This window comes from Streptomyces sp. AgN23, assembly GCF_001598115.1.
Classification (GTDB): domain Bacteria; phylum Actinomycetota; class Actinomycetes; order Streptomycetales; family Streptomycetaceae; genus Streptomyces; species Streptomyces antimycoticus.
The window spans coordinates 1,152,578-1,171,117 of sequence record NZ_CP007153.1 but is presented as its reverse complement, the minus strand read 5'-3'; the positions used below and the strand labels follow the sequence as shown (position 1 = coordinate 1,171,117).

Here is an 18,540-nt window from a genome sequence, read left to right as displayed (position 1 = left end):
GGTCCGCTGCCGGAGGTCAGGTTGGGCGCGATCACCGTGGAGGGCGTACATCGCCGTCCTCACCGGGCCGGAGAGGGCGCCCGTCGCGCCCCGGCGTGGCCCAGGGCACGTGTGCGGGCGGTGCGATCAGCCGGGACCAGGCCGGGGCAGGGTGTGCCGGACAACGCGCCCGCGCCCGCGCCTGCCGATCAGGCCCCCACGGCCCCGTCCACACCCTCGCGCAGGAAGTCCGCGTGCCCGTTGTGGCGGCCGTACTCCAGCAGCACATGCACCAGCACCATCCGCAGCGACACCGCCTCCTCCCATCGCGGCTGATAGCCCACCAGGTCGAGCGATTCCGCCTCCCGCTCGATCCGGCGGGAGGTCTCGACCTCCGCCTCCCAGGCCGCGAACGCCTCGGCCCTGGACGACTCGCTCACGTCGTACGCCGCCTGGAAGTCGATCGTCGGCGCCCAGACCATCGGCGCGTCGTGGTCCTCGAACACCCGCCGGAACCATGCCCGTTCCACCTCGGCCATGTGCCGCACCAGGCCCAGCAGCGTCAGCGTCGAGGGTGGCATCGACCGCTGCCGCAACTCCTCGTCGCCGAGCCCCTCGCACTTCATGGCGAGCGTCGCCCGCTGGTAGTCGAGGAAGGCGCGCAGGGTCGCGCGCTCGTCGCCGAGGTGGGGCGGCTCTGGGCGGCTGTCGGCGGTCATGGTGGTGCGTCCTCCTCGACGGCAGGTCCGGTCGCCGGCTGGCGATGTGGCCCCATAGGACCACGGCCGTTGGGCCGAGGCCGCGCCGGGCGGCCCAACACCCGCCAGGGAACCGGACTTACCGGCCCGGGGACCGCCCCGGCCCGGGGGAGGCCCCGGCCCGGGGGAGGCCCCGGCCCGGGGGAGGCCCCGGGCCGGGGGAGGCCGTCAGTCCTCGTCCTCCTCGTCCTCGAAGGCGTCGCCGATCTCGTCGACGACCTCCGCGGCGACCATTCCGCCGACGACGCCGACCGCGACACCCGCCGCGACGCCCCCGACGATCGCCGCGGTACTCGGGCCGGAGCGCCGCCCGCCGTCATGGTGGTGGTCCCCGTGGCCGTGGCCGTGAGCGTCGTGGTGGCCGTAGCCGGGCGCGCCGTACTCACCGTGGCCATAGGAGTCGTAGGAGCCGGACGAGCCGTACGCGGCGCGCCGTTCGACGAGGTGGCGGATCCAGGCGTCGACCTCGGTGTTCCAGTCGCGGTGCTCGACGCCCTCATGGCCGACGGTGAAGAGCGTGAGGGCGTCCTCTCCCGCGGAGAAGAGCCCGCCGCGCTTGTCGGCCTCCAGGACGACGTCCATACCGCCCGGGCTCGCCAGGAAGGTCACCTCGAGCTCGTTGATGGCGTGGGCGTACTGGGGGGCCGGGGTGAGCTCGATCTCCTGGTAGAACGGCAGCCGCTGCCCGGTGCCGCCGACATGGCCCAGCTCCAGATCGGCGGACTTGAAGCCGAAACCGAGCTGGCCCAGCGCCTCCAGAACGGCCTCCTGGACCGGCAGCGGATCCACGGTCAGCTGGTCGAGGTCGCCCTTGTCCTTCGCGCCCGCGATCTCCAGCCCGGTGCGGACCCCGAGGATGATGCCCAGCGGCTGCCCGTACAGCTCGGTGATCGGCGTCTCCCAGGGGAGGTGGGCCGTGAACGGGAGGCTGCGCTGCTCGCCCTCGGCGAGCCGGAAGCCGCCGCCGACGGTGAAGCGGTCGAAGAGGACGACCCCTTCCCGCTCCTCCTCGCCGTGCTCGTCCTCCACCCGGGCCACCAGCTCCAGCGTGATCTGCTCGATCTCGAAGTCCGCCGTGCCGCCCCGGAGATGGACCTGACCGGTCAGCGGCCCGCCGGGGCGTACCGGGCCGGGGTCCAGTACCGTGTCCACGGTGGGCCCGCCGACACCGAGCGAGCCGAGCAGTCGTTTGAACACCATCGTGGCGTTCACTCCTTCGCTATGCCTACTGCACGCGTGAGCGTGGGGGTTACGGGCGCGTGCGGCGGAGGACAGTGGTCGCGCGACAACGGGCCATGGACCGCGGAACGTTCCCGGCCCATCGCATGTTCTTCCGTGCGTCCACCCTCCGTATTTCTACACGCATGTAGAAGCATAGGGGTGTGCGCCTCCTCGAGATGACCATCTCCGCGCGTTGGCGGGGGAAGTCCGAAAATGATCACTCGGCGGGTCGGGCGGAGTGCCGTTCGGCGGAGGCGTCTTCGCTCAGGGTGTGGGCCACCATGTCCGCGAAGGCCCGGGCCAGTGGCGGCAGGGCGTCCCAGCGGCGTGCGGCCCAGCCGACCGGCAGCGGCGGCAGCGCGGGGATCGGGACGAGCCGCAGCGGCCCCTCGCCCCCGGGCACCGGAAGCCCCGGCAGGGCGGGTACCACGGCGCGCCCCAGGCCGAGTTCGGCCAGCAGCAGGGCTGTGTCCCAGTCGGCGACGCCGGTATCGGAGCCGGCCTGTATGCCCAGCTCGGCCAGGGCGGCGTGGAGGCGCCCGCCGGAGGTGGAGTTCGGCGGCAGCCGTAAGAGACGGACAGCGGCGAGGTCGGACACCTCCACGTGCGACCGGGCCGCGAGCGGGTCCCCGGCCCGCGTGGCGAGCACCCAGGGCAGCTCGGCCACGGGCCGCTGCTCGACACCGCGCACCGGGGCGCCGAGAGTGATCCAGGCCAGATCCAGCCGGCCGGCGATGAGGGCGTCGAGGCAGCCACGGCTGGAACTCTCGGTCTGGAACTCCAGATTCACGTTCGGATAGCGACGGCGGAAGGAGACGATCGCCTCGGCCATGAAGTGCCGCACGGTGGTGCTGCCGGTGGTGATCCGCACGGAACCGCTCTCCCCGTGCACGAGGTCGCGCAGGCGGCGCAGCGCCAGATCGAGCCCGGTGATCCCGTCGGCGGCGGCCTCGCACAGAATGCGTCCGGCCGGGGTGGGTACGACACCGCGCGGCTGGCGCTCCAGCAGGCTGACGCCGGTCTCGCGTTCCAGCCGCTTCACGCGCTGGCTCACCGCCGACTGTGTGCAGGTCAGCTCCCGGGCGACGGCGCTGAGGTTTCCGGCGCGGCACACGGCCACGAACACCCGCAGATCATCCAGAGTCATGACCTCCAAGTTAGAGCTTGGAGTTGGTGAGCGATCCCCAGGATTGACTGGGGTGGCAGGTGGTGGCGACGATCGTTGTAGGGCTCAGGCGGCAACCCGTACGGCGCTCGCACGAGGATCCGGACCGGGTGCCGGTGCGGTACGGGTGCCGACCTGCCCAGCACCGAAAGGACCCGACCTGTGCCTGCTGCTCCCCCTCCTGCCGCCGCCGACCGGGCCGTCACACTTCTGCGCCGGCTCGGCGCCGCGCGCATCGCCCACCCCGGCGGCACCCTCCTCGCCCACCTCCAGCGCGTACGGGCCCGGCTCGCCGCCTGGGGAGCCCGTCCGGAACTCCAACTCGCCGGGCTGTGCCACGCGTTCTACGGAACCGACGGCTTCCCCGTGACCCTGCTGCCCCTCGGGCGTCGCGGCGAGCTCGTGGCGGTGATCGGCGCGGAAGCCGAGGCCATCGTGTACCTCTACGCGAGCTGCGACCGTAAGGCCACGTGTCGGGCGCTCGGGGATGCCGACGTGGTCTTCCACGACCGTTTCAGCGGCCGTGCGTACGCCCCGGAACCCCGGCTGCTCCGGGACTTCGCCGAGCTGTCGGCCGCCAATGAACTCGACCTCGCCCGCCGGGACCCCGCCCTCCGGGAACGCCGTGGGCCCGAACTCCTCGCCCTGTTCACCCACTTCCGCCCGCTGCTCAGCCGGCCGGCCTGGCTGGACGGGCGCGCGGTCCTCGCGCCGTCGCCCCTCGCGCACGACTGAGGCCCTCGCACGCGACTGAGGCCCTTGCGCATGGCTGAGGCCCTCGCGCACGGCTGAGGCCCTCGCGCACGGCAGGCGCCCAGGTCACCAGGCGTGGGACCCGCGGGCGCGGGTGCGATAACGCGCCAAGCGCAGGACCGCAAAACGACGCGCCGCACCGTTCGCCTTTTCGGCTCGTTCTCGTCGTCCGTGCGCTCCACGCGGAATTTTGTGATCACGAATTGCCAGGAGTGTTCGCGCACGATAATGGCTTGGTCAACTCTGTGCAGACCGTAAAACGATCTAGTAATTCACCGGGAAAGAGATGACCGAATCAATGCCTTGACCGCAATCGTGCCCGGCGCGGAGACTCAAAGCGCACTCACGCATCAGGAGCCGCAAGCGACGTTCCGAATCCTGCGATACCGGTTTCGCGGGGGCGTGCGACCGGGGGAAGCGTAAGGATAAAGTGTGCACACGGCGGCAAATCCGCACGTGTGATCTTCACTTCCCCTCCTCATCTCTTGATGCGCGAAGAGAATGGAGGGGGAATGCCGACGCCCGCGGGCTATCCCGGTGTCTACATCGAAGAGCTTCCCAGCAGTGTCCGTACCATCGCCTCGGTCACCACCTCGGTGACCGCGTTCGTGGGCCACACCCGACGGGGCCCGCTGAACACTCCGGTGCGCATCACCAGTTTCGCCGACTTCGAGCGCCGCTTCGGGGGGCTGACCTCGCAGAGCGCGGTCGGCTACGCGGTGCACCAGTTCTTCGGCAACGGCGGCACCGTGGCGGTCGTCGTCCGTGTGACCAAGGCCGGCACCGGCAAGGCCGCCTGCGTCACCCTCGACTCCACCGAGGGCCACAGCGCATGCCCCGTGCTGGAGGTGCACGCCAAGGAGCCCGGCCACTGGGGCTCGGGCCTGCGGCTGGCCGTCGACTACGACACCCCGTGCCCGGACGAGACCTTCAACCTCCATGTGCTCGACGCCCGGGGCACCTCCCGGGAGTCCTTCACCAACCTGTCCATGGACCCCGCCCACGGCCGCCACGCCGAGACCGTGATCAACGCCGGCTCGGCGCTGATCCGGGTCAAGGCCGTCGGCGAGGGCCGACCGGACCCCTCGGGCACGGTCTCCAAGCCGTTCGCGGGCGAACTCCCCGATCTGGCCGTCGAGCTGACGGTCAAGATCGGCGAGGTGGAGCGCGCGTTCACCCTGTACGACCCGGACTGCGACGGCGAGGCTCCGTGCGAGGTCACCGAGCTGGCCCTGCTTCTGGAGCGCAAGCTCCGCGCACTGCCCGACGCGCCCGGCAAGCACGCCTTCGCGGGCACCGAGGTCACCGCCTTCGGCCGCCGCCTCCAGGTCGTCGCCGGCTCCATCGACCCCGACGACGTGGTGCGCTTCCTGGGCGAATGCGCCAATGATCTCGGCCTGGAGGCATCGGTCAACCCGCCGGTCTTCCCGCTGTCCGGCGGCGAGGACGGCGCCCCGCCCGGGTCCCGCGACCTCATCGGCAGCGAGGCGGACAAGACCGGCCTGCAGGCGCTGCGCGACATCGAGGACGTCAACCTGCTGTCGCTGCCCGAGCTGGCCTCGTACGAGTCCGTCGGCGACGTGGTCACCGTGCTGTCGGCGGCCGACCGGCTGTGCCGGGAGCGGCGGATCTTCCTGCTCGTCGACGCGCCCTCCGCCTGGGGCAGCGTGGACGCGGCCCGCGCCGGGATCGGCGCCTTCGAGCCGGTCCGCAGCGACCACGCGGCGCTGTACTTCCCGCAGTTGCGGCTCACCGACCCGCTCACCGGGCGGCTGCGCGCCTTCCCGCCCTCCGGGGCGCTCGCGGGCGTCATCGCCCGTACGGACGGTGAGCGCGGCGTGTGGAAGGCGCCGGCCGGGACCGAGGCGCGGCTGGCCGGGGTGTACTCGCTCGCCGTCCAGCTCACCGACCGCGAGAACGGACTGCTCAACCCGCTGGGCATCAACTGCCTGCGCACCTTCCCGGTGGTCGGCCCGCTGGTCTGGGGCGCCCGCACGCTGCGGGGGACCGACGCGCAGAGCAGCGAATGGAAGTACGTGCCGGTACGGCGGCTGGCGCTGCATATCGAGGAGAGCCTGCGCCGCGGACTGCAATGGGTCGTTTTCGAACCCAATACCGAGCAGTTGTGGCAGCAGGTCCGGCTGAACGCCGCCGGCTATCTGCACACGCTGTTCGAGAAGGGCGCGTTCAAGGGTGGCACTCCGCGTCAGGCGTACTTCGTCAAGTGCGACAAGGACACGACGACGGACGAGGACATCGCCAACGGCATCGTGAATGTCGTGGTCGGTATTGCGCCGGTCAAGCCCGCGGAGTTCGTGATCGTCAAGATCCAGCAGATGGCCGGACAGTTCGAGATTTAGGAATGTGATGGCTGAGTTCCAGGTCAACGCCCATCGCTTCGACCCGTACAAGAACTTCAAGTTTCTGGTCCTCTGGGACGGTCGTACGGTCGCGGGCATCAGCAAAATCAGTCCGCTGAAGCGCACCACCGAGGTCGTCAAGCACCGCAACGGCGGCGATCCCAGCTCGCCCCGCAAGTCCCCGGGCCGGTCCGAGTTCGAGGGGATCACCCTGGAGCGCGGTGTCACCCACGACCCCGAGTTCGACCGCTGGGCCAACAAGGTCTGGCAGGTCGGCGCGGGGCTCGGCTCCGAGGTCTCGCTCGCCGACTTCCGCAAGGACATCGTCATCCAGGTCCTCAACGAGGCCGGCCAGGTCGCCGTCTCGCACAAGCTCTACCGGACCTGGCCGAGCGAGTACCAGGTGCTCGGCGAGCTGGACGCCAACGCCAACGCGGTCGCCATCCAGAGCCTGAAGCTCGAGTGCGAGGGCTGGGAGCGGGACTACGAGGTGCCGGAGCCGGAAGAGCCCTCGTTCACCCACCCCGCGTAGGCGGGAAGCGGACGGCGCTGAGAGATGGGGAACACGGGGCCCGCGGAGCTGCTGGCCATCTGGGAGGCGGGGCTGGCGCACCACGGCCCCGGCCGCGCCCTGCTGCTGCACCGGGCGGCCCGCCCGGAGTCCGCCGCGGACGAACTGCTGTCGCTGCCGGTGGGCGAGCGCGAGGCGGACCTGTACGCCCTGCGGCGCGCGCTCTTCGGCGAGCGGATGCAGATCCGGGCCGAGTGCGGTGCGTGCGGCGAGGCCATGGAGTTCGACCTCGACGCCCGCGACCTGGGGGTGCGTCCGCGGAAGCGGGACGGGCCGCTCCGGGTGGCGGAGGGCGAGTGGACGGTCGAGTTCCGGCTGCCCACCGTCGCCGACCTCGAGGCGGCCGCGCACGCGGTGGCCGGAGCGGACGGGCGTGCGGTGGCCGGAGCGGGCGCGCACGCGGCGTCCGGAGCGGGCGGGGCCGGGGACGGACTCCTGGGTGAGGACGTGGGTGTGGGCGGGCCGGTGGCCGCGGATGGCGACGAGGCCGCCGAAGCGTTCATGGCCGCGGAGGGCGGCGACGCCGCCGTCGCCTCCACGGCCGCGGCCCGCGCCCGGCGGGCCCTGCTCGCCCGTTGCCTCGTCTCCGTACACCGTGCGGGGCAGCCCGTCCCGGCCGACCGCCTCCCGGTGGCCGAACTTCCCGAGCCGGTGCAGCGGAAGCTCGCCGAGGCCGCCGAACGCGCCGACCCGGCAGCCGATGTGACGCTCAACGTCGCCTGCCCCGCATGCGGTGAGGCCACCCGGGCCGAGCTGGATATCGCCTCCTACCTGTGGGCCGAACTCGACCACTGGGCACGGGACCTGCTCCTCGATGTCCACCTGCTCGCCACCGCATACGGCTGGAGCGAGCCTCAGATCCTGGCGCTCAGCCCGCTGCGGCGCCGCTACTACCTGGAGCTGTGCGCAGATGGCTGACTTCTTCGACCGGCTGCTCGCGCGGCACGCCCCCGTGCCCGCGCCCGGGCCGGCGGCGGGCGGCGGCGCCGGCGACCGCCCGGTCCGGGCACGGCCGCGGCTGCCCGGCCCGTACGAGCGGATCGAGGCGCTGGGGGGAGACCAGCCGCTGCTGGAGGAGTCCGCGGCTGCTCGGGTGGCCCCGCCACCGGCGGCCGACCGCCACCAGGAGGTGGTCCGCCACGAGCGCGAGGTCAGGACCGACCGGCACACCGTCATACGCGCCGAGCCCACACCGTACGAGGACGTGGAACGGTACGCCGAACCCCCGGCCCCGGCACCGCTGTTGCTCCCCAGCACGCAGATCACCGTCAGGCCGCGACCGGCCGCCCCCGACCCCCCGGCCACCCGGCTGGGCGACACGGCCACCCCATCGCCCGACGCCGCACCGGCCGCCGCCGGGCCCCGGCCAGGCCCGCCGTCCGGGGGCCTGTGGCCCGCGGCGGCCGCCGCGCCACTGCCGCCCCGCGCGGCCGACGCCGCCATGAGCCGGGATGCCGCGCGGCTCCCCGCCGGGCGGCGCCGCGGCCGCACCGCCCAGCGCACGGTGCATGTCCAGATCGGGCGGCTGGAGGTCACCGCCGCCGCCCCGCCCGGCGCCGACCGCGCCGCGGCCGCCCGCCCCGGACCGACGGGACGGCGCGCACCCGCGCTGAGCCTGGACGACTACCTGGCGCGCGGCGAGAGGAGGGACTGACCTCATGAGCAACGGACTCGCGTTCGCGACCGTCACCCAGGCCCTCGCGCTGCTGATCGCGAACAATCTGCGGCCCGAGATCGACATCGCGGTCACGGTGGACACCCGTAGGCCCCCCACGGAGCCGCCCACCGAACCGACCATCAACATCTTCCTCTACCAGGTCACCCCGAACGCCTCGCTGCGCTCCACCGACCTGCCCACCCGGGCCTCGGACGGCACGCTGCTCAAGCGACCGGCCGCGGCGATGGATCTGCACTATCTGATCAGCGCGTACGGGGAGGAGTCCGAGCTGGTCGGGCAGCGCCTGATCGGCAGCGTGGTGCGCACCCTGCACGAGCTACCGATGCTGCCGAAGGACGTGATCGAGGAGGCCGCCCGGCGCTCCTATCTGACGGGCAGCGACCTGGCCGAGTCGCTGCAGCGGGTGCGCTTCACACCGACGCAGATGGACGTGGACGAGACCTCCAAGCTCTGGGGAATGCTCTACCAGACCCCGTATGTGCTGTCGGTCTGCTACCAGGGCTCGTTGGTCCTGATCGAGGGGCGCGAGCAGCCGGTCCCGGCGAAGCCGGTGGAACGGCCCACGGTGCGGGTGCTGCCCTTCGGCGCGCCGGGAGCGCCGGACCCACCCACCCTGCCGGGGGCGGATCCGCAGCGGCCCGAGGAGCCCGCCCGGGCGGAGGCGGCGGCGGAGGACGAGACCGCGGCCCCCGCCAAGCCCGCCAAGAAGCGTTCCGCCGCCGCGAAGACGGCCGCTGCCAAGACGCCCGCCGCCAAGACCGCTGCTGCCAAGACGGCCAAAGCCGCCGCCACCAAGTCGGCCGCGAGCAAGGCCACCAAGACCGCCGCCGCCAAGTCGGCCGCCTCGCCCGCCCGTACGCGCAGGGCCACGCCCCGGCGCCGCGGCGAGCGCTCCGAGGACACGGAGAGCTGAGGCACGCGATGGGGGAGAAGGGGGTGGACGACGGCATGGGTACGCGGGACGGCCACGCATCGGCGGCCGCGGATGCCCTCGCGGGCGGGGATGCCCTCGCGGGCGGGGACTCCAACGAGGGCGGCGACTCCAACGAGGGCCGGGATTCCGTCGGGGGCGAGGACGGACAGGCCCTGGCCGCCGCCGTCCAGGCCGTACTGGCCCGCGTCGACGCCCACGCGCGCCGCGCCACCTCCAACGGCTCCCGGCCCGGCGCCTCCCCCTCCGGCGGAGCCGCCGCACCCCGCGATGCCGCCACCACCGACGGGCCCACCACCCCCGCCGCCCAGACGCCCCCCAAACGAGCCCGCGAGCGGCACACCGCCACCCAGCCCGCCCTCACCCCGAAGGCGATCTCCGGCCCCGCCACCCTCGACGCGCTCGTGGCCTGCTTCGGCCTCAGCACCTTCGAGCGCCAGCTCGTCCTGCTGGCGGCGGCCGCCGAACTGGACCCCACCGCCGCCGCGCGGTGCGCCGCCGCCAGCGGCGACCCGACCCGTACGTACCCCACCTTCTCGCTCGCCCTCGCCACGCTCGACGAACCGCACTGGAGCGCGCTCACCCCCGTCTCCCCGCTCCGCCGCTGGCGCCTGACGGAGCTCGACGACGAGACCCGGCTCACCACCTCCCGGCTGCGGATCGACGAGCGCATCCTGCACTTCCTGGCCGGATCGCCCTACCTCGACGCCCGGCTGCACGGTCTGCTGCGCCGCGCGCGGCCCCCGCAAACCCTGCCCGCCTCCTACGGCCGCGCGGCGGACCGGGTGGCCGCGGGCTGGAACGAGTCCCGCCCGGAGGCCCCGCTGCGCGTGGAGCTCGTCGGCGGCGACCTCACCACCCGTACCGACATCGCCGCCACGGCCGCCCGCCGCACCGGACTCGCCCTGTACGTCATGGCCTCGGACGACGTCCCCACCGACGCGGCCGAACGCGACCGCCTCGCCCGCCTCTGGCAGCGCGAGGCCGTCCTGCTGCCCGCGGCGCTCCTGCTGGAGGTCGGCGATATGGACCGGGAACAGACCGCCGCCACCGACGCGTTCATCGACGCCGCCGCCGTACCCCTCGTCATCTCCAGCCCGGACCCGCGCCCGACCGGCCGCCCGCGCGGTGAGCGCGTCACCGTACCCGGGCTGGACGACACCGAACAACTCGCCCTCTGGGCGGACGCCTTCGCCGACATCCCGCGGATCCAGAAGAGCCATCTGCGGTCGCTGGTCGCCCAGTTCCAGCTGCCGCCGCATGTCATCCGCTCCGCGGCCGCCGCCGTACTCCGTGACCTCCCCGACGCGGACACGGGCGCGGACACGGACGCACTCGACCCCACCGAACTCGCCTGGCGGGCCGGGCTCATCGAGGCGCGCATCGGCCTGGACGAACTGGGCCGGCGGATCGAACCGGAGGCCGCCTGGGACGATCTGGTGCTCGCCGACCACCAGTCGCGGATCCTGCGCGAGGTCGTCGCCCATGTGCGGCAGCGCGCCACCGTCCACCAGGAGTGGGGCTTCGCCGCGACACTCCGCCGCGGCCTCGGCGTCACCGCCCTGTTCGCGGGCGGCTCCGGCACCGGCAAGACCCTCGCCGCCGAGGTGATGGCCAAGGAACTGGGCCTGGACCTCTTCATCATCGACCTCTCCCAGGTGGTCAGCAAATACATCGGCGAGACAGAGAAGAATCTGCGCAAGGTCTTCGACGCCGCCGAGCGCGGTGGCGCACTGCTTCTCTTCGACGAGGCGGACGCGCTGTTCGGCAAGCGCAGCGAGGTCAAGGACAGCCACGACCGATACGCCAACCTGGAGGTCAGCTATCTGCTGATGCGCATGGAGGCGTACCGGGGCCTGGCCATTCTCACCACCAACATGAAGAAGGCCCTCGACCCGGCCTTCATGCGCCGGATCCGTTTCGTCGTCGACTTCCCCTTCCCCGGCGAGAGCGAGCGCGCCGAGATCTGGCGCCGGGTGCTCCCCGCCCAGGCGCCGATGAAGGACATCGACCCCCTGCGCCTCGCCCAACTCACCGTGGCGGGCGGCTCGATCCGCAACATCGCGCTCTCGGGCGCCTTCCTCGCCGCCGAGGAGGGCGACCGCCTCCAGATGCGCCACATGCTGGCGGCGGCGCGCACCGAGTATCAGAAGCTGGACCGTTCGCTCACGCCCTCGGAGGTCCACGGATGGGTCTGAACGATCAACCGCGTGCGGTCCGGGTGGACATCGGTGAGCTGGCGCTGACCGGCTTCGGCGCCGGGATCGACCCGGACCGGGTCTCGGCGGCGTTCCAGACGGAACTGGCCCGGCTGGTGCGGGAGCGCGGCGTACCGCTGGCGGCGGCCGGGGAGGGCACGGCCATCGAGGCCCTGTCCGATCTGCCCCCGCTCCCCGCCACCACCTCCCCGGCCCGGCTGGGCGAGGCCCTGGCCCGAGCCGTGCACGCGGGCCTGTCCGGAAGGGGGCGGGAGGGGACATGAGCAACACACCGGCCGCCACCCAGGACGACCGCGCGTCCCAGTCCGCCAAGCGCCGCAAGCGCAAGGAGCGGACCGGTAAGGCCCGTGCGCCCGAGCCCAAGGACATCGTCAGCGGCGCGGGACAGCCCCTCGACCCGAGCGTCCGGCGTGACCTCGAGGAACAGCTCGGCCACGACCTCGGCCAGGTCCGCCTGCACACCGACCGCGACGCCGGCCACCTCACCGAACTGCTGGGCGCGGACGCGGTGGCGGTCGGCCAGGACATCTTCTTCCGCGAGAACACCTACCGCCCCGGCACGACGGACGGCCAACGGCTCCTCGCCCACGAACTGCTGCACACCGTCCAGAACCCCCACGGCCTCGGCGCCCTGCGCGCGGGCCGCGATCTGGGCGCGGTGAGCCTTCCGCAGGACGCGATGGAGCGCGAGGCTGAGGGCGCGGCGCGTGAACTGGTCCGCGGTGGGCGGCCGGACACCGAGACGGAGCCGCAGACGTCCGCGACCCCGGGCTGGCTCCGCTACGCCACGGTCGACGCCGACCGCAACCGCATGGAGAAGCTGGACCCGGCGACGCTGGTCGACCGCCTGGCCAACGGCGTGATCCGCTCCCTGCGCGGCGACCCCGAGGACCGCTCCCAGCGCACCCGTGTGCAACTGGAGCGGATGCCGGACGAGGTGCGGGACGCCGTTCTCGACCGGCTGGAGACCAGGCTCCTCAGCTCGGAGCACGAGCGGGTGCTCGACTTCGTCGACGAGATCGAGGCGGACGGCGGCCTGGAGCGGGAGTCGCTGGCCGCCCCGGACGTCGAGCCGGACTCGGTCGAGGAGCTGTTGTTCGAGCGCGAGACGGGCCGGCGGAGGGCGGAGGAGCGGCGCGAGGAGGAGCAGCGCCCCGTGCCCGCGCCGGGTCCGGAGAAGGACCAGCACGCGGAGGAGGGCGCACCGGGCAGTACGCCGCAGAACGGTGGGGGCGCGCCCGAGCAGGAGGGCCACGGCGGGAGCCAGGAACAGAGGCCGGGCGCGGACGCGGGGCGCGAGGGCGGAAGCGCTTCGTCTGGTGGCAAGTCGGGCGGTGCGGCCTCGGCGGCACCGGCCGCCGCGCCCCCGTCCCAGCAGCCGTCGTCGTCCTCGCCGTCGGGCGGGAAGCCCGGGGGCGGGCAGCGGGGTGGCGAGAAGACGGCCGAGGGCTCCGAGAAGGGGAAGCAAGGGAAGGAGAGGGAGGGGAAGGAAGGGCAGGAGCAGCAGGGCGTCGCGACCGCGAGCAAGGAGGAGTCGGCGGCCAAGAACCGTCCGGGCGCGGCCGATGCGCTTGTGGCGGGCCAGCAGCTGAAGCAGCAGGACAAGCGGGGCACCGACAAACCCACCGGTTCGCCGACGGTGTCGGGCAAGGACACCCAGTCGCCCGGCGCGTTCTCCACCCTCGACGGCGTACGCGCCCAGGACCTGGACGGCCCGGAGGAGCGGGCCGAGGAGGATCCGTTCGGCTCCGGCAGTGAGTCGGAGGTCGAGGTCGGGGGCGAGGAGAAGAGCGCCTGGGACACCAAGCTCCAGCCGGAGGACTTCCTGCCGGAGCAGGACCTCGATGTGTCCGGCGTACCGACCGCGGACACGCTCGACCCCGCCTCGTCCGCCACCCCTCCCGTCCCGTCGTTCCCCGCCCCACCGGTGACCAAGGCCGACAAGGTGCAGGCCGAACGGGACGCGGAGGACGCCGAGGACGAGGCGGCGGACGCCGAACCCGACGAGGACACCGTGGACGCGGGCGCCGAGGCCGAGCCGTCGGTGGAGGCGGACGACGGCGCGGCGGCGGTAGGCGGCGGGCTTGGCGATCTCGCCGTGGAGCAGGCCGCCGAGAGCCGACCGGGACCGGCCGTGACACGCGACCCGAAGAGCGGTGCCGATCCCAAGGACGGGCCCGTCGTCGCCCAGACGACGGTGCAGGAGGCCGCGGGCAGGTCGGAGGACGGCAGCGAAGCCACGGAACAGGCCGCGAAGGAGGAGAAGGGCACACCTGCGGCGGGTGACGCGCCGGGCGGCGCGCAGGAGAAGGCGTCCCAGCAGGCGGTGGGCGGTCAGGCGGCGCAGGAGCCCGCGGCCAGGGCGGAGCAGAAGAAGACGGACGCGGAGCCGGCGGCGGCCAAGAGCGAACCCACGGCGGACGCCGATTCCCCCTCACCCGCCAGGGACACCCAGGTCACGGGCGGGTCCAACGCGGATACGCCCGGCGGGGCGAGCAGCGGAGCGCAGAGCGAGCAGAGCGCGCCGGCAGAGCGTACGGAGGCCCCGGCTGCGGAGTCGGCGTCGTCCGCTCCGGAACCCACGAAGACCGCCGGGCCCGAGCAGACCGCTCAGCCCACGCCCGCGCCCGCGCCCTCGAAGGGGACACCGGCGCCCAAGGCCGCATCGGGCGCGAAGGCCGCGGCGCCCAAGTCCGCACCGTCCGCCAGGACACCGCGCGGCGGCGGTGGCAGTGGTGGTGGTGGCAGGGCTTCCGCCCCGGCCAAGGGCAAGAAGAAGGACTCCGGCCCGGCCCCGAATCTCTCCCAGGTGTCCCCGGAGGCGGGGCTGTCCACCGCCTCGAAGCTCAAGCCCCATGTGGCGCTGCAGGCCATGACCGGTGTGAGCGGCTCGGTGGACCGCACCGTCGGCGACGAACACAAGGCGCTCGCCGCCGCCCCGCCCTCGATGCAGCGCCCGGCGGGCGCCCCGCAGACCCTCCAGGGCAAACCGGCAACCGACGCCGCGGCCCAGTACTCGCAGGATCCGGCCCAGAAGTCCGAGGCGCCGGAGCAGGAAGATGCCGAGGTCACGGGCGCCAAGGAGCCCGAGGGGCAGATCGAGGCGGAGAAGGCCGAGGAGCCCGGCGGCTGGGACACCTTCAAGATGGCCCTGGGCTTCATCGGCGGCAAGATCGTGAACGGGGTCGCGAGCCTCTTCGGCGCCGACGAACCCGTAGTGGACCCGCAGGAGTTGGCTGCGAAGTTCGCCGGGCTGCCGACCAAGGACGAAGCGCTCAAGCAGGCCCAGGCGGGCAACGCGCCGGGCGTGCAGATGCGGGGCGACGCCGACCAGACGGCCGGTGAGCAGGGCTCCGCCGTCGACACCAAGGGCCAGGAGACCGTCGCGACGGGCCGCGACGACGCGGGCCGCGGGATGGGCGAGGACCAGGTCTATCCCGACGCGCCCAAGGAGCAGATGGCGGCCAAGGTCCCCGGGCAGGGGGGCGGCGGGGGCGGTGGTGCGCCCGGCGGCGGCGCGACGACGGGGGCCGTCCCTCCCGAGGCCGCGTCGGAAGTGGCCGAGCACGAACGCGGACCGCAGTTCCAGGCGGCGTTCACCGACGGCCAGAAGGGCATGTCGGAGGGGCGACAGACCAAGGACCGCGACTTCCGGGACGGTCAGCAGAAGCACAAGCAGCAGGTCGACGCCGAGGTCGCGGGCAATACGAAGAGCCAGGCGAACGAGCGCGAGAAGGCGATGACGGAGGTCACCGCCAAGCGCGCGGACTGGCGCACGGAGCAGGACAAGGAGCTCCAGTCGCTCGGCGACAAGAAGACCGAGCGCCACGAGAAGATCCGCAAGGACGTCAAGGACAAGGAAGAGCAGACCGACAAGGACGTCGACAAGGAGAAGGAGGACAGCGACAAGAAGATCCAGGACAAGGGCGACCAGGCCGAACGGGACGCCGAGAAGAAGCGCGACGACAGCGTCCAGGAGTCCGGCAACTGGATCTCGAAAGCCTTTGAATGGATCAAGAACAAGGTCATCGAGATCAAGAAAGCGATCGTCCGCGTCATCAGGGAGGCGCGGGACGCGGTCGTCAACTTCATCAAGAACTTCAAGGAGACCGTCGAGCGCTGGATCAACGACGCCCGCAAGGCGATCGTCGACGCGATCAAGAACTTCATCAACGATCTGATCGAGTTCGCCAAGGCGATGGTGCGGGCCGTGATCGATCTGGCCAAGCGCGTCCGGGACTTCATCACGGGCCTGATCAACGCCGCGATCGCCCTCGTCAACAAGCTCGCCACGATGCTCAAGCAGGCCATCACCGACCTGCTGAACGCCCTCGGCAAGCTGCTGAGCAGCATCCTGGACGTCCTCAAGAAGATGCTGCAGGACGTCGTCAAGGCCGTCGTGGACGCGGTCAAGGCGGTCCTGGACTTCGCCTCCAAGCTGCTGGGCGCGCTCGGCGACTTCATGCTCATCGCGGTCGACTTCCTCTCCGACCCCGGCGGCTGGCTGAGCGGTGCGAAGAACTCGGCGGTGGACGGCGCGAAGAACCACCTCTTCCGCGAGGTGAAGTCGGCCGTCAAGGAGTGGTTCCAGTCCAAGATCCAGGAGATCATCGGCGTCCCCAAGGCGATCCTGGACAAGCTGTTCAAGGGCGGCTTCACGCTGGAGCAGATCGTCAAGGAGACGTGGGACGCGATCGTCCCCCAACTCCCCTTCATCATCGGCGAGATCGTCATCACCAAGGTCATCGCCAAGTTGATCCCCGGGGCGGGCTGGGTGATGGCCGTCATCGACGCGATCCGCACGGCCATCGGCGCGCTCGGCGCGATCCTGCGCGCGATGGGCGCGGTCCTCGACTGGCTGAAGCTCGTCCGCATGGGCGGCGCGGGCCTCCTCTTCGCGAAGGCCGTCGCGGCGGGCATCGTGGCACTCCTCGAACTGGCCTACCAGGCGCTGCTGTCGGGGATCGGCAAGTACGTGGCGAAGGTGGGCCGGCGCTTCAAGGCCATCGCGGCGAAGCTGGGCCAGGGCAAGGGTGGCAAGGGTGCAACGGGCGGGAAGGGTGGCGCGGACGGGGAGGGCGCGGACGGTCGGGGCGGTAAGCCGAAGCCCGACGAAAAGCCGCAGGAGCCGACGGCACCGAAAACGACGGCGCGTCCGACGCCAACCACCACGAAGCCGAAGCCGGGCGCCGAACCGACGCCCAAGAAACCCACAACGCAGCCGCAGACCAAACCAACGAAGGCGGACACCCCCGGCAGGTCCAAGACAACACCCGGCACCAAGACCCCAGCCCCCACGACGAAGGACAAGAACGGCAAGCCCAAGCCCGAGGAAGCCCACCCGGACACCCGCCCGACCCCATCCCCGAAACCCAAGCCCAAGCCGGAACCCCCGGCCAAGCCCAAGCCCGAACCGCAGACAAGGCCCAAGCCGGATAAGGACGACAAAACCCCGGGCACCCTCAAGGACGACAAGGGCCCGGAGGACCGGCCGAAGAACGACGACGAGCCCTCAACCAAGGACCCCAAGGATCAGGACCCCACCAAGCCCAAGCCCGGCAAGGACGACCCGAAGAGGCCCAAGCCCGACGAGGACGGCAAGGGTAAGAAGGACGTTGGTGGCAGCGGGAAGAAGGACATGGGCGGCCCGGGCAAGAAAGGTGCCCACGGCAAGCAAAAGAAGGACGGCGGCGGAAAGAGAAGCAAGCACTCCAAGGGTGACCACGACAACGACCGTGACATGCCCGGCAGGCCGAAGAGCACGAAGGCCAAACGCGATAGGAAGAACGAGGAGAAATCCGACCGCGAAAAATCCAAGCGTTTGGCACTGATCATTGCTCGGATCAGGCCGATCATCAAGCGCAAGACGAAGCATGGGATGCTCGACTCCGATACCCGTGCCATGCTTACGGGAATGCTCCTGCACTATAGGCTGAAGCGACTCTACGGCGTTGGTGCTCCAGAAATCCAACTGCACGCCGGTCTCAGCCCGACAAGGCGCTTCGAGGACTTGCATCAGGAGCAGGGGGCGACGCAGGGGCAACAGGTCGACTTCGATGAGCGGCAGGAGGAGCCTCCCCTTCCGCCGACGAAACTTCCGACATTCAAGGACGGGCCAGAAAAGGCGCCGAGCCTCAAAGCCCATCACATCAAGAAATCGACGCCGAAGGGAACGGAGGCGGACGAAAGGCCGAATGCATTGCCTAAGGGCTGGGATGCGGTCTCACCGAAATACAGTAAAGGTGGGGCGTGGGTGCGCATGCATCTGCTTCCTGCGCAATTGGGGGGCGAAGCAACAACTTCCAACCTCGTTCCTGCCCGCGGAACTCAGAATAAAGACGCCGCCAACGAAATTGAGCATCCCGCCATCAGGTCACTTGGCAACCCAATCCGAAAATCCCCATGGCGGGGGAAGATCAATAAGATGATCTGGTACGACGTCAACGTATCCTACTACGATGACGATAAATTCCCAGGGTTCCCGAGCTCAATGACCATCACTTGGGGCGGGTACGACCATCCTCGTGGCCACTGGCAGCGGGATCCCGCTACCGGAATCTGGTCACGTGGATTCCAGCCACCTCCAAATAAGGACGATATTCCGTCATCACCCGTCGCCAACGTGAATCACGATGACGCGCACGCCATTCGCCTTGCGACTGGAATCAGTGCGTACTTCGCCAAGCGAATCTCCCGCATGACGGAGCCAAACCGGGGAAGGTCGCAAACGTTCGCCAACATGGCCGCATTGACAAGGGCGCTCAACAAAGGCCAGCACCTATCCCCAGGGGAGTCCGACGAGACCCGCACGGGCGGCAGCCACAAGAATAGGCTTGAGGCCCTGGCCAGGATCAAAAAGGCCGCCAAGAAGGGGCGACTTACTTTCTAGGAGATTGTGAGGATGA

Annotated in this window: 12 protein-coding genes; 9 read left to right on the top strand and 3 right to left on the bottom strand. The window is 71.3% G+C overall.

The features are described 5' to 3' along the window. Window positions 1-188: 188 nt before the first annotated feature. From AS97_RS05035 to AS97_RS05025, 3 genes are all read right to left on the bottom strand, one after another. Window positions 189-698, bottom strand: coding sequence for a DinB family protein (locus AS97_RS05035; protein ID WP_059143828.1), 510 nt, complete (start codon window positions 696-698; stop codon window positions 189-191). A 207-nt stretch (window positions 699-905) separates the two neighbouring features. Further along, complete coding sequence (locus AS97_RS05030) at window positions 906-1,937, bottom strand: sporulation protein (RefSeq protein ID WP_059144855.1); 1,032 nt, start codon at window positions 1,935-1,937, stop codon at window positions 906-908. 238 nt (window positions 1,938-2,175) lie between these two features. Next, the gene (locus tag AS97_RS05025) at window positions 2,176-3,105 is read right to left on the bottom strand and encodes a LysR family transcriptional regulator (RefSeq protein ID WP_210564402.1); all 930 of its coding nucleotides are present in this window, start codon (window positions 3,103-3,105) and stop codon (window positions 2,176-2,178) included. 180 nt (window positions 3,106-3,285) lie between these two features. On the opposite strand from AS97_RS05025, the gene AS97_RS05020 reads away from it, so the two are divergent. The 9 genes from AS97_RS05020 to AS97_RS04980 all read left to right on the top strand — a co-directional run bounded on the left by AS97_RS05020 (window position 3,286) and on the right by AS97_RS04980 (window position 18,524). After that, window positions 3,286-3,858: a DUF6817 domain-containing protein gene (locus AS97_RS05020; RefSeq protein ID WP_059144853.1), complete on the top strand. Its 573-nt coding sequence runs from the start codon at window positions 3,286-3,288 to the stop codon at window positions 3,856-3,858. 530 nt (window positions 3,859-4,388) lie between these two features. Next, window positions 4,389-6,236, top strand: a complete 1,848-nt coding sequence (locus AS97_RS05015; RefSeq protein ID WP_210564401.1) for a phage tail sheath C-terminal domain-containing protein — start codon at window positions 4,389-4,391, stop codon at window positions 6,234-6,236. Between the two features lie 7 nt (window positions 6,237-6,243). After that, window positions 6,244-6,768 carry a phage tail protein gene (locus tag AS97_RS05010; RefSeq protein WP_059144851.1) on the top strand — a complete coding sequence of 175 codons (525 nt, stop codon included), beginning with the start codon at window positions 6,244-6,246 and terminating at the stop codon, window positions 6,766-6,768. A 24-nt stretch (window positions 6,769-6,792) separates the two neighbouring features. Continuing rightward, window positions 6,793-7,725, top strand: a complete 933-nt coding sequence (locus AS97_RS05005; RefSeq protein ID WP_086710761.1) for a hypothetical protein — start codon at window positions 6,793-6,795, stop codon at window positions 7,723-7,725. Then, complete coding sequence (locus tag AS97_RS05000; protein WP_210564400.1) at window positions 7,718-8,461, top strand: hypothetical protein; 744 nt, start codon at window positions 7,718-7,720, stop codon at window positions 8,459-8,461. Before AS97_RS05005 ends, AS97_RS05000 begins: the two co-directional genes overlap by 8 nt. Before the next feature lie 4 nt (window positions 8,462-8,465). Beyond that, window positions 8,466-9,398 carry a DUF4255 domain-containing protein gene (locus AS97_RS04995; RefSeq protein ID WP_210564399.1) on the top strand — a complete coding sequence of 311 codons (933 nt, stop codon included), beginning with the start codon at window positions 8,466-8,468 and terminating at the stop codon, window positions 9,396-9,398. Between the two features lie 8 nt (window positions 9,399-9,406). Continuing rightward, complete coding sequence (locus AS97_RS04990; protein ID WP_210564398.1) at window positions 9,407-11,614, top strand: ATP-binding protein; 2,208 nt, start codon at window positions 9,407-9,409, stop codon at window positions 11,612-11,614. After that, window positions 11,605-11,898, top strand: coding sequence for a hypothetical protein (locus AS97_RS04985; protein ID WP_059144846.1), 294 nt, complete (start codon window positions 11,605-11,607; stop codon window positions 11,896-11,898). Before AS97_RS04990 ends, AS97_RS04985 begins: the two co-directional genes overlap by 10 nt. After that, the gene (locus AS97_RS04980; protein WP_247204239.1) at window positions 11,895-18,524 is read left to right on the top strand and encodes a DUF4157 domain-containing protein; all 6,630 of its coding nucleotides are present in this window, start codon (window positions 11,895-11,897) and stop codon (window positions 18,522-18,524) included. The genes AS97_RS04985 and AS97_RS04980 overlap by 4 nt, the downstream gene beginning before the upstream one ends. Window positions 18,525-18,540 lie beyond the last annotated feature (16 nt).

What these genes read in the sequence shown, in the direction of transcription:
- AS97_RS05005 (WP_086710761.1), top strand. Translation starts at nt 6,793, where the DNA reads ATGGGGAACACGGGGCCCGCGGAGCTGCTGGCCATCTGGGAGGCGGGG.
- AS97_RS05030 (WP_059144855.1), bottom strand. Translation starts at nt 1,937, where the DNA reads ATGGTGTTCAAACGACTGCTCGGCTCGCTCGGTGTCGGCGGGCCCACC.
- AS97_RS04980 (WP_247204239.1), top strand. Translation starts at nt 11,895, where the DNA reads ATGAGCAACACACCGGCCGCCACCCAGGACGACCGCGCGTCCCAGTCC.
- AS97_RS05015 (WP_210564401.1), top strand. Translation starts at nt 4,389, where the DNA reads ATGCCGACGCCCGCGGGCTATCCCGGTGTCTACATCGAAGAGCTTCCC.
- AS97_RS04985 (WP_059144846.1), top strand. Translation starts at nt 11,605, where the DNA reads ATGGGTCTGAACGATCAACCGCGTGCGGTCCGGGTGGACATCGGTGAG.
- AS97_RS04995 (WP_210564399.1), top strand. Translation starts at nt 8,466, where the DNA reads ATGAGCAACGGACTCGCGTTCGCGACCGTCACCCAGGCCCTCGCGCTG.
- AS97_RS05000 (WP_210564400.1), top strand. Translation starts at nt 7,718, where the DNA reads ATGGCTGACTTCTTCGACCGGCTGCTCGCGCGGCACGCCCCCGTGCCC.
- AS97_RS05010 (WP_059144851.1), top strand. Translation starts at nt 6,244, where the DNA reads ATGGCTGAGTTCCAGGTCAACGCCCATCGCTTCGACCCGTACAAGAAC.
- AS97_RS05025 (WP_210564402.1), bottom strand. Translation starts at nt 3,105, where the DNA reads ATGACTCTGGATGATCTGCGGGTGTTCGTGGCCGTGTGCCGCGCCGGA.
- AS97_RS04990 (WP_210564398.1), top strand. Translation starts at nt 9,407, where the DNA reads ATGGGGGAGAAGGGGGTGGACGACGGCATGGGTACGCGGGACGGCCAC.
- AS97_RS05035 (WP_059143828.1), bottom strand. Translation starts at nt 698, where the DNA reads ATGACCGCCGACAGCCGCCCAGAGCCGCCCCACCTCGGCGACGAGCGC.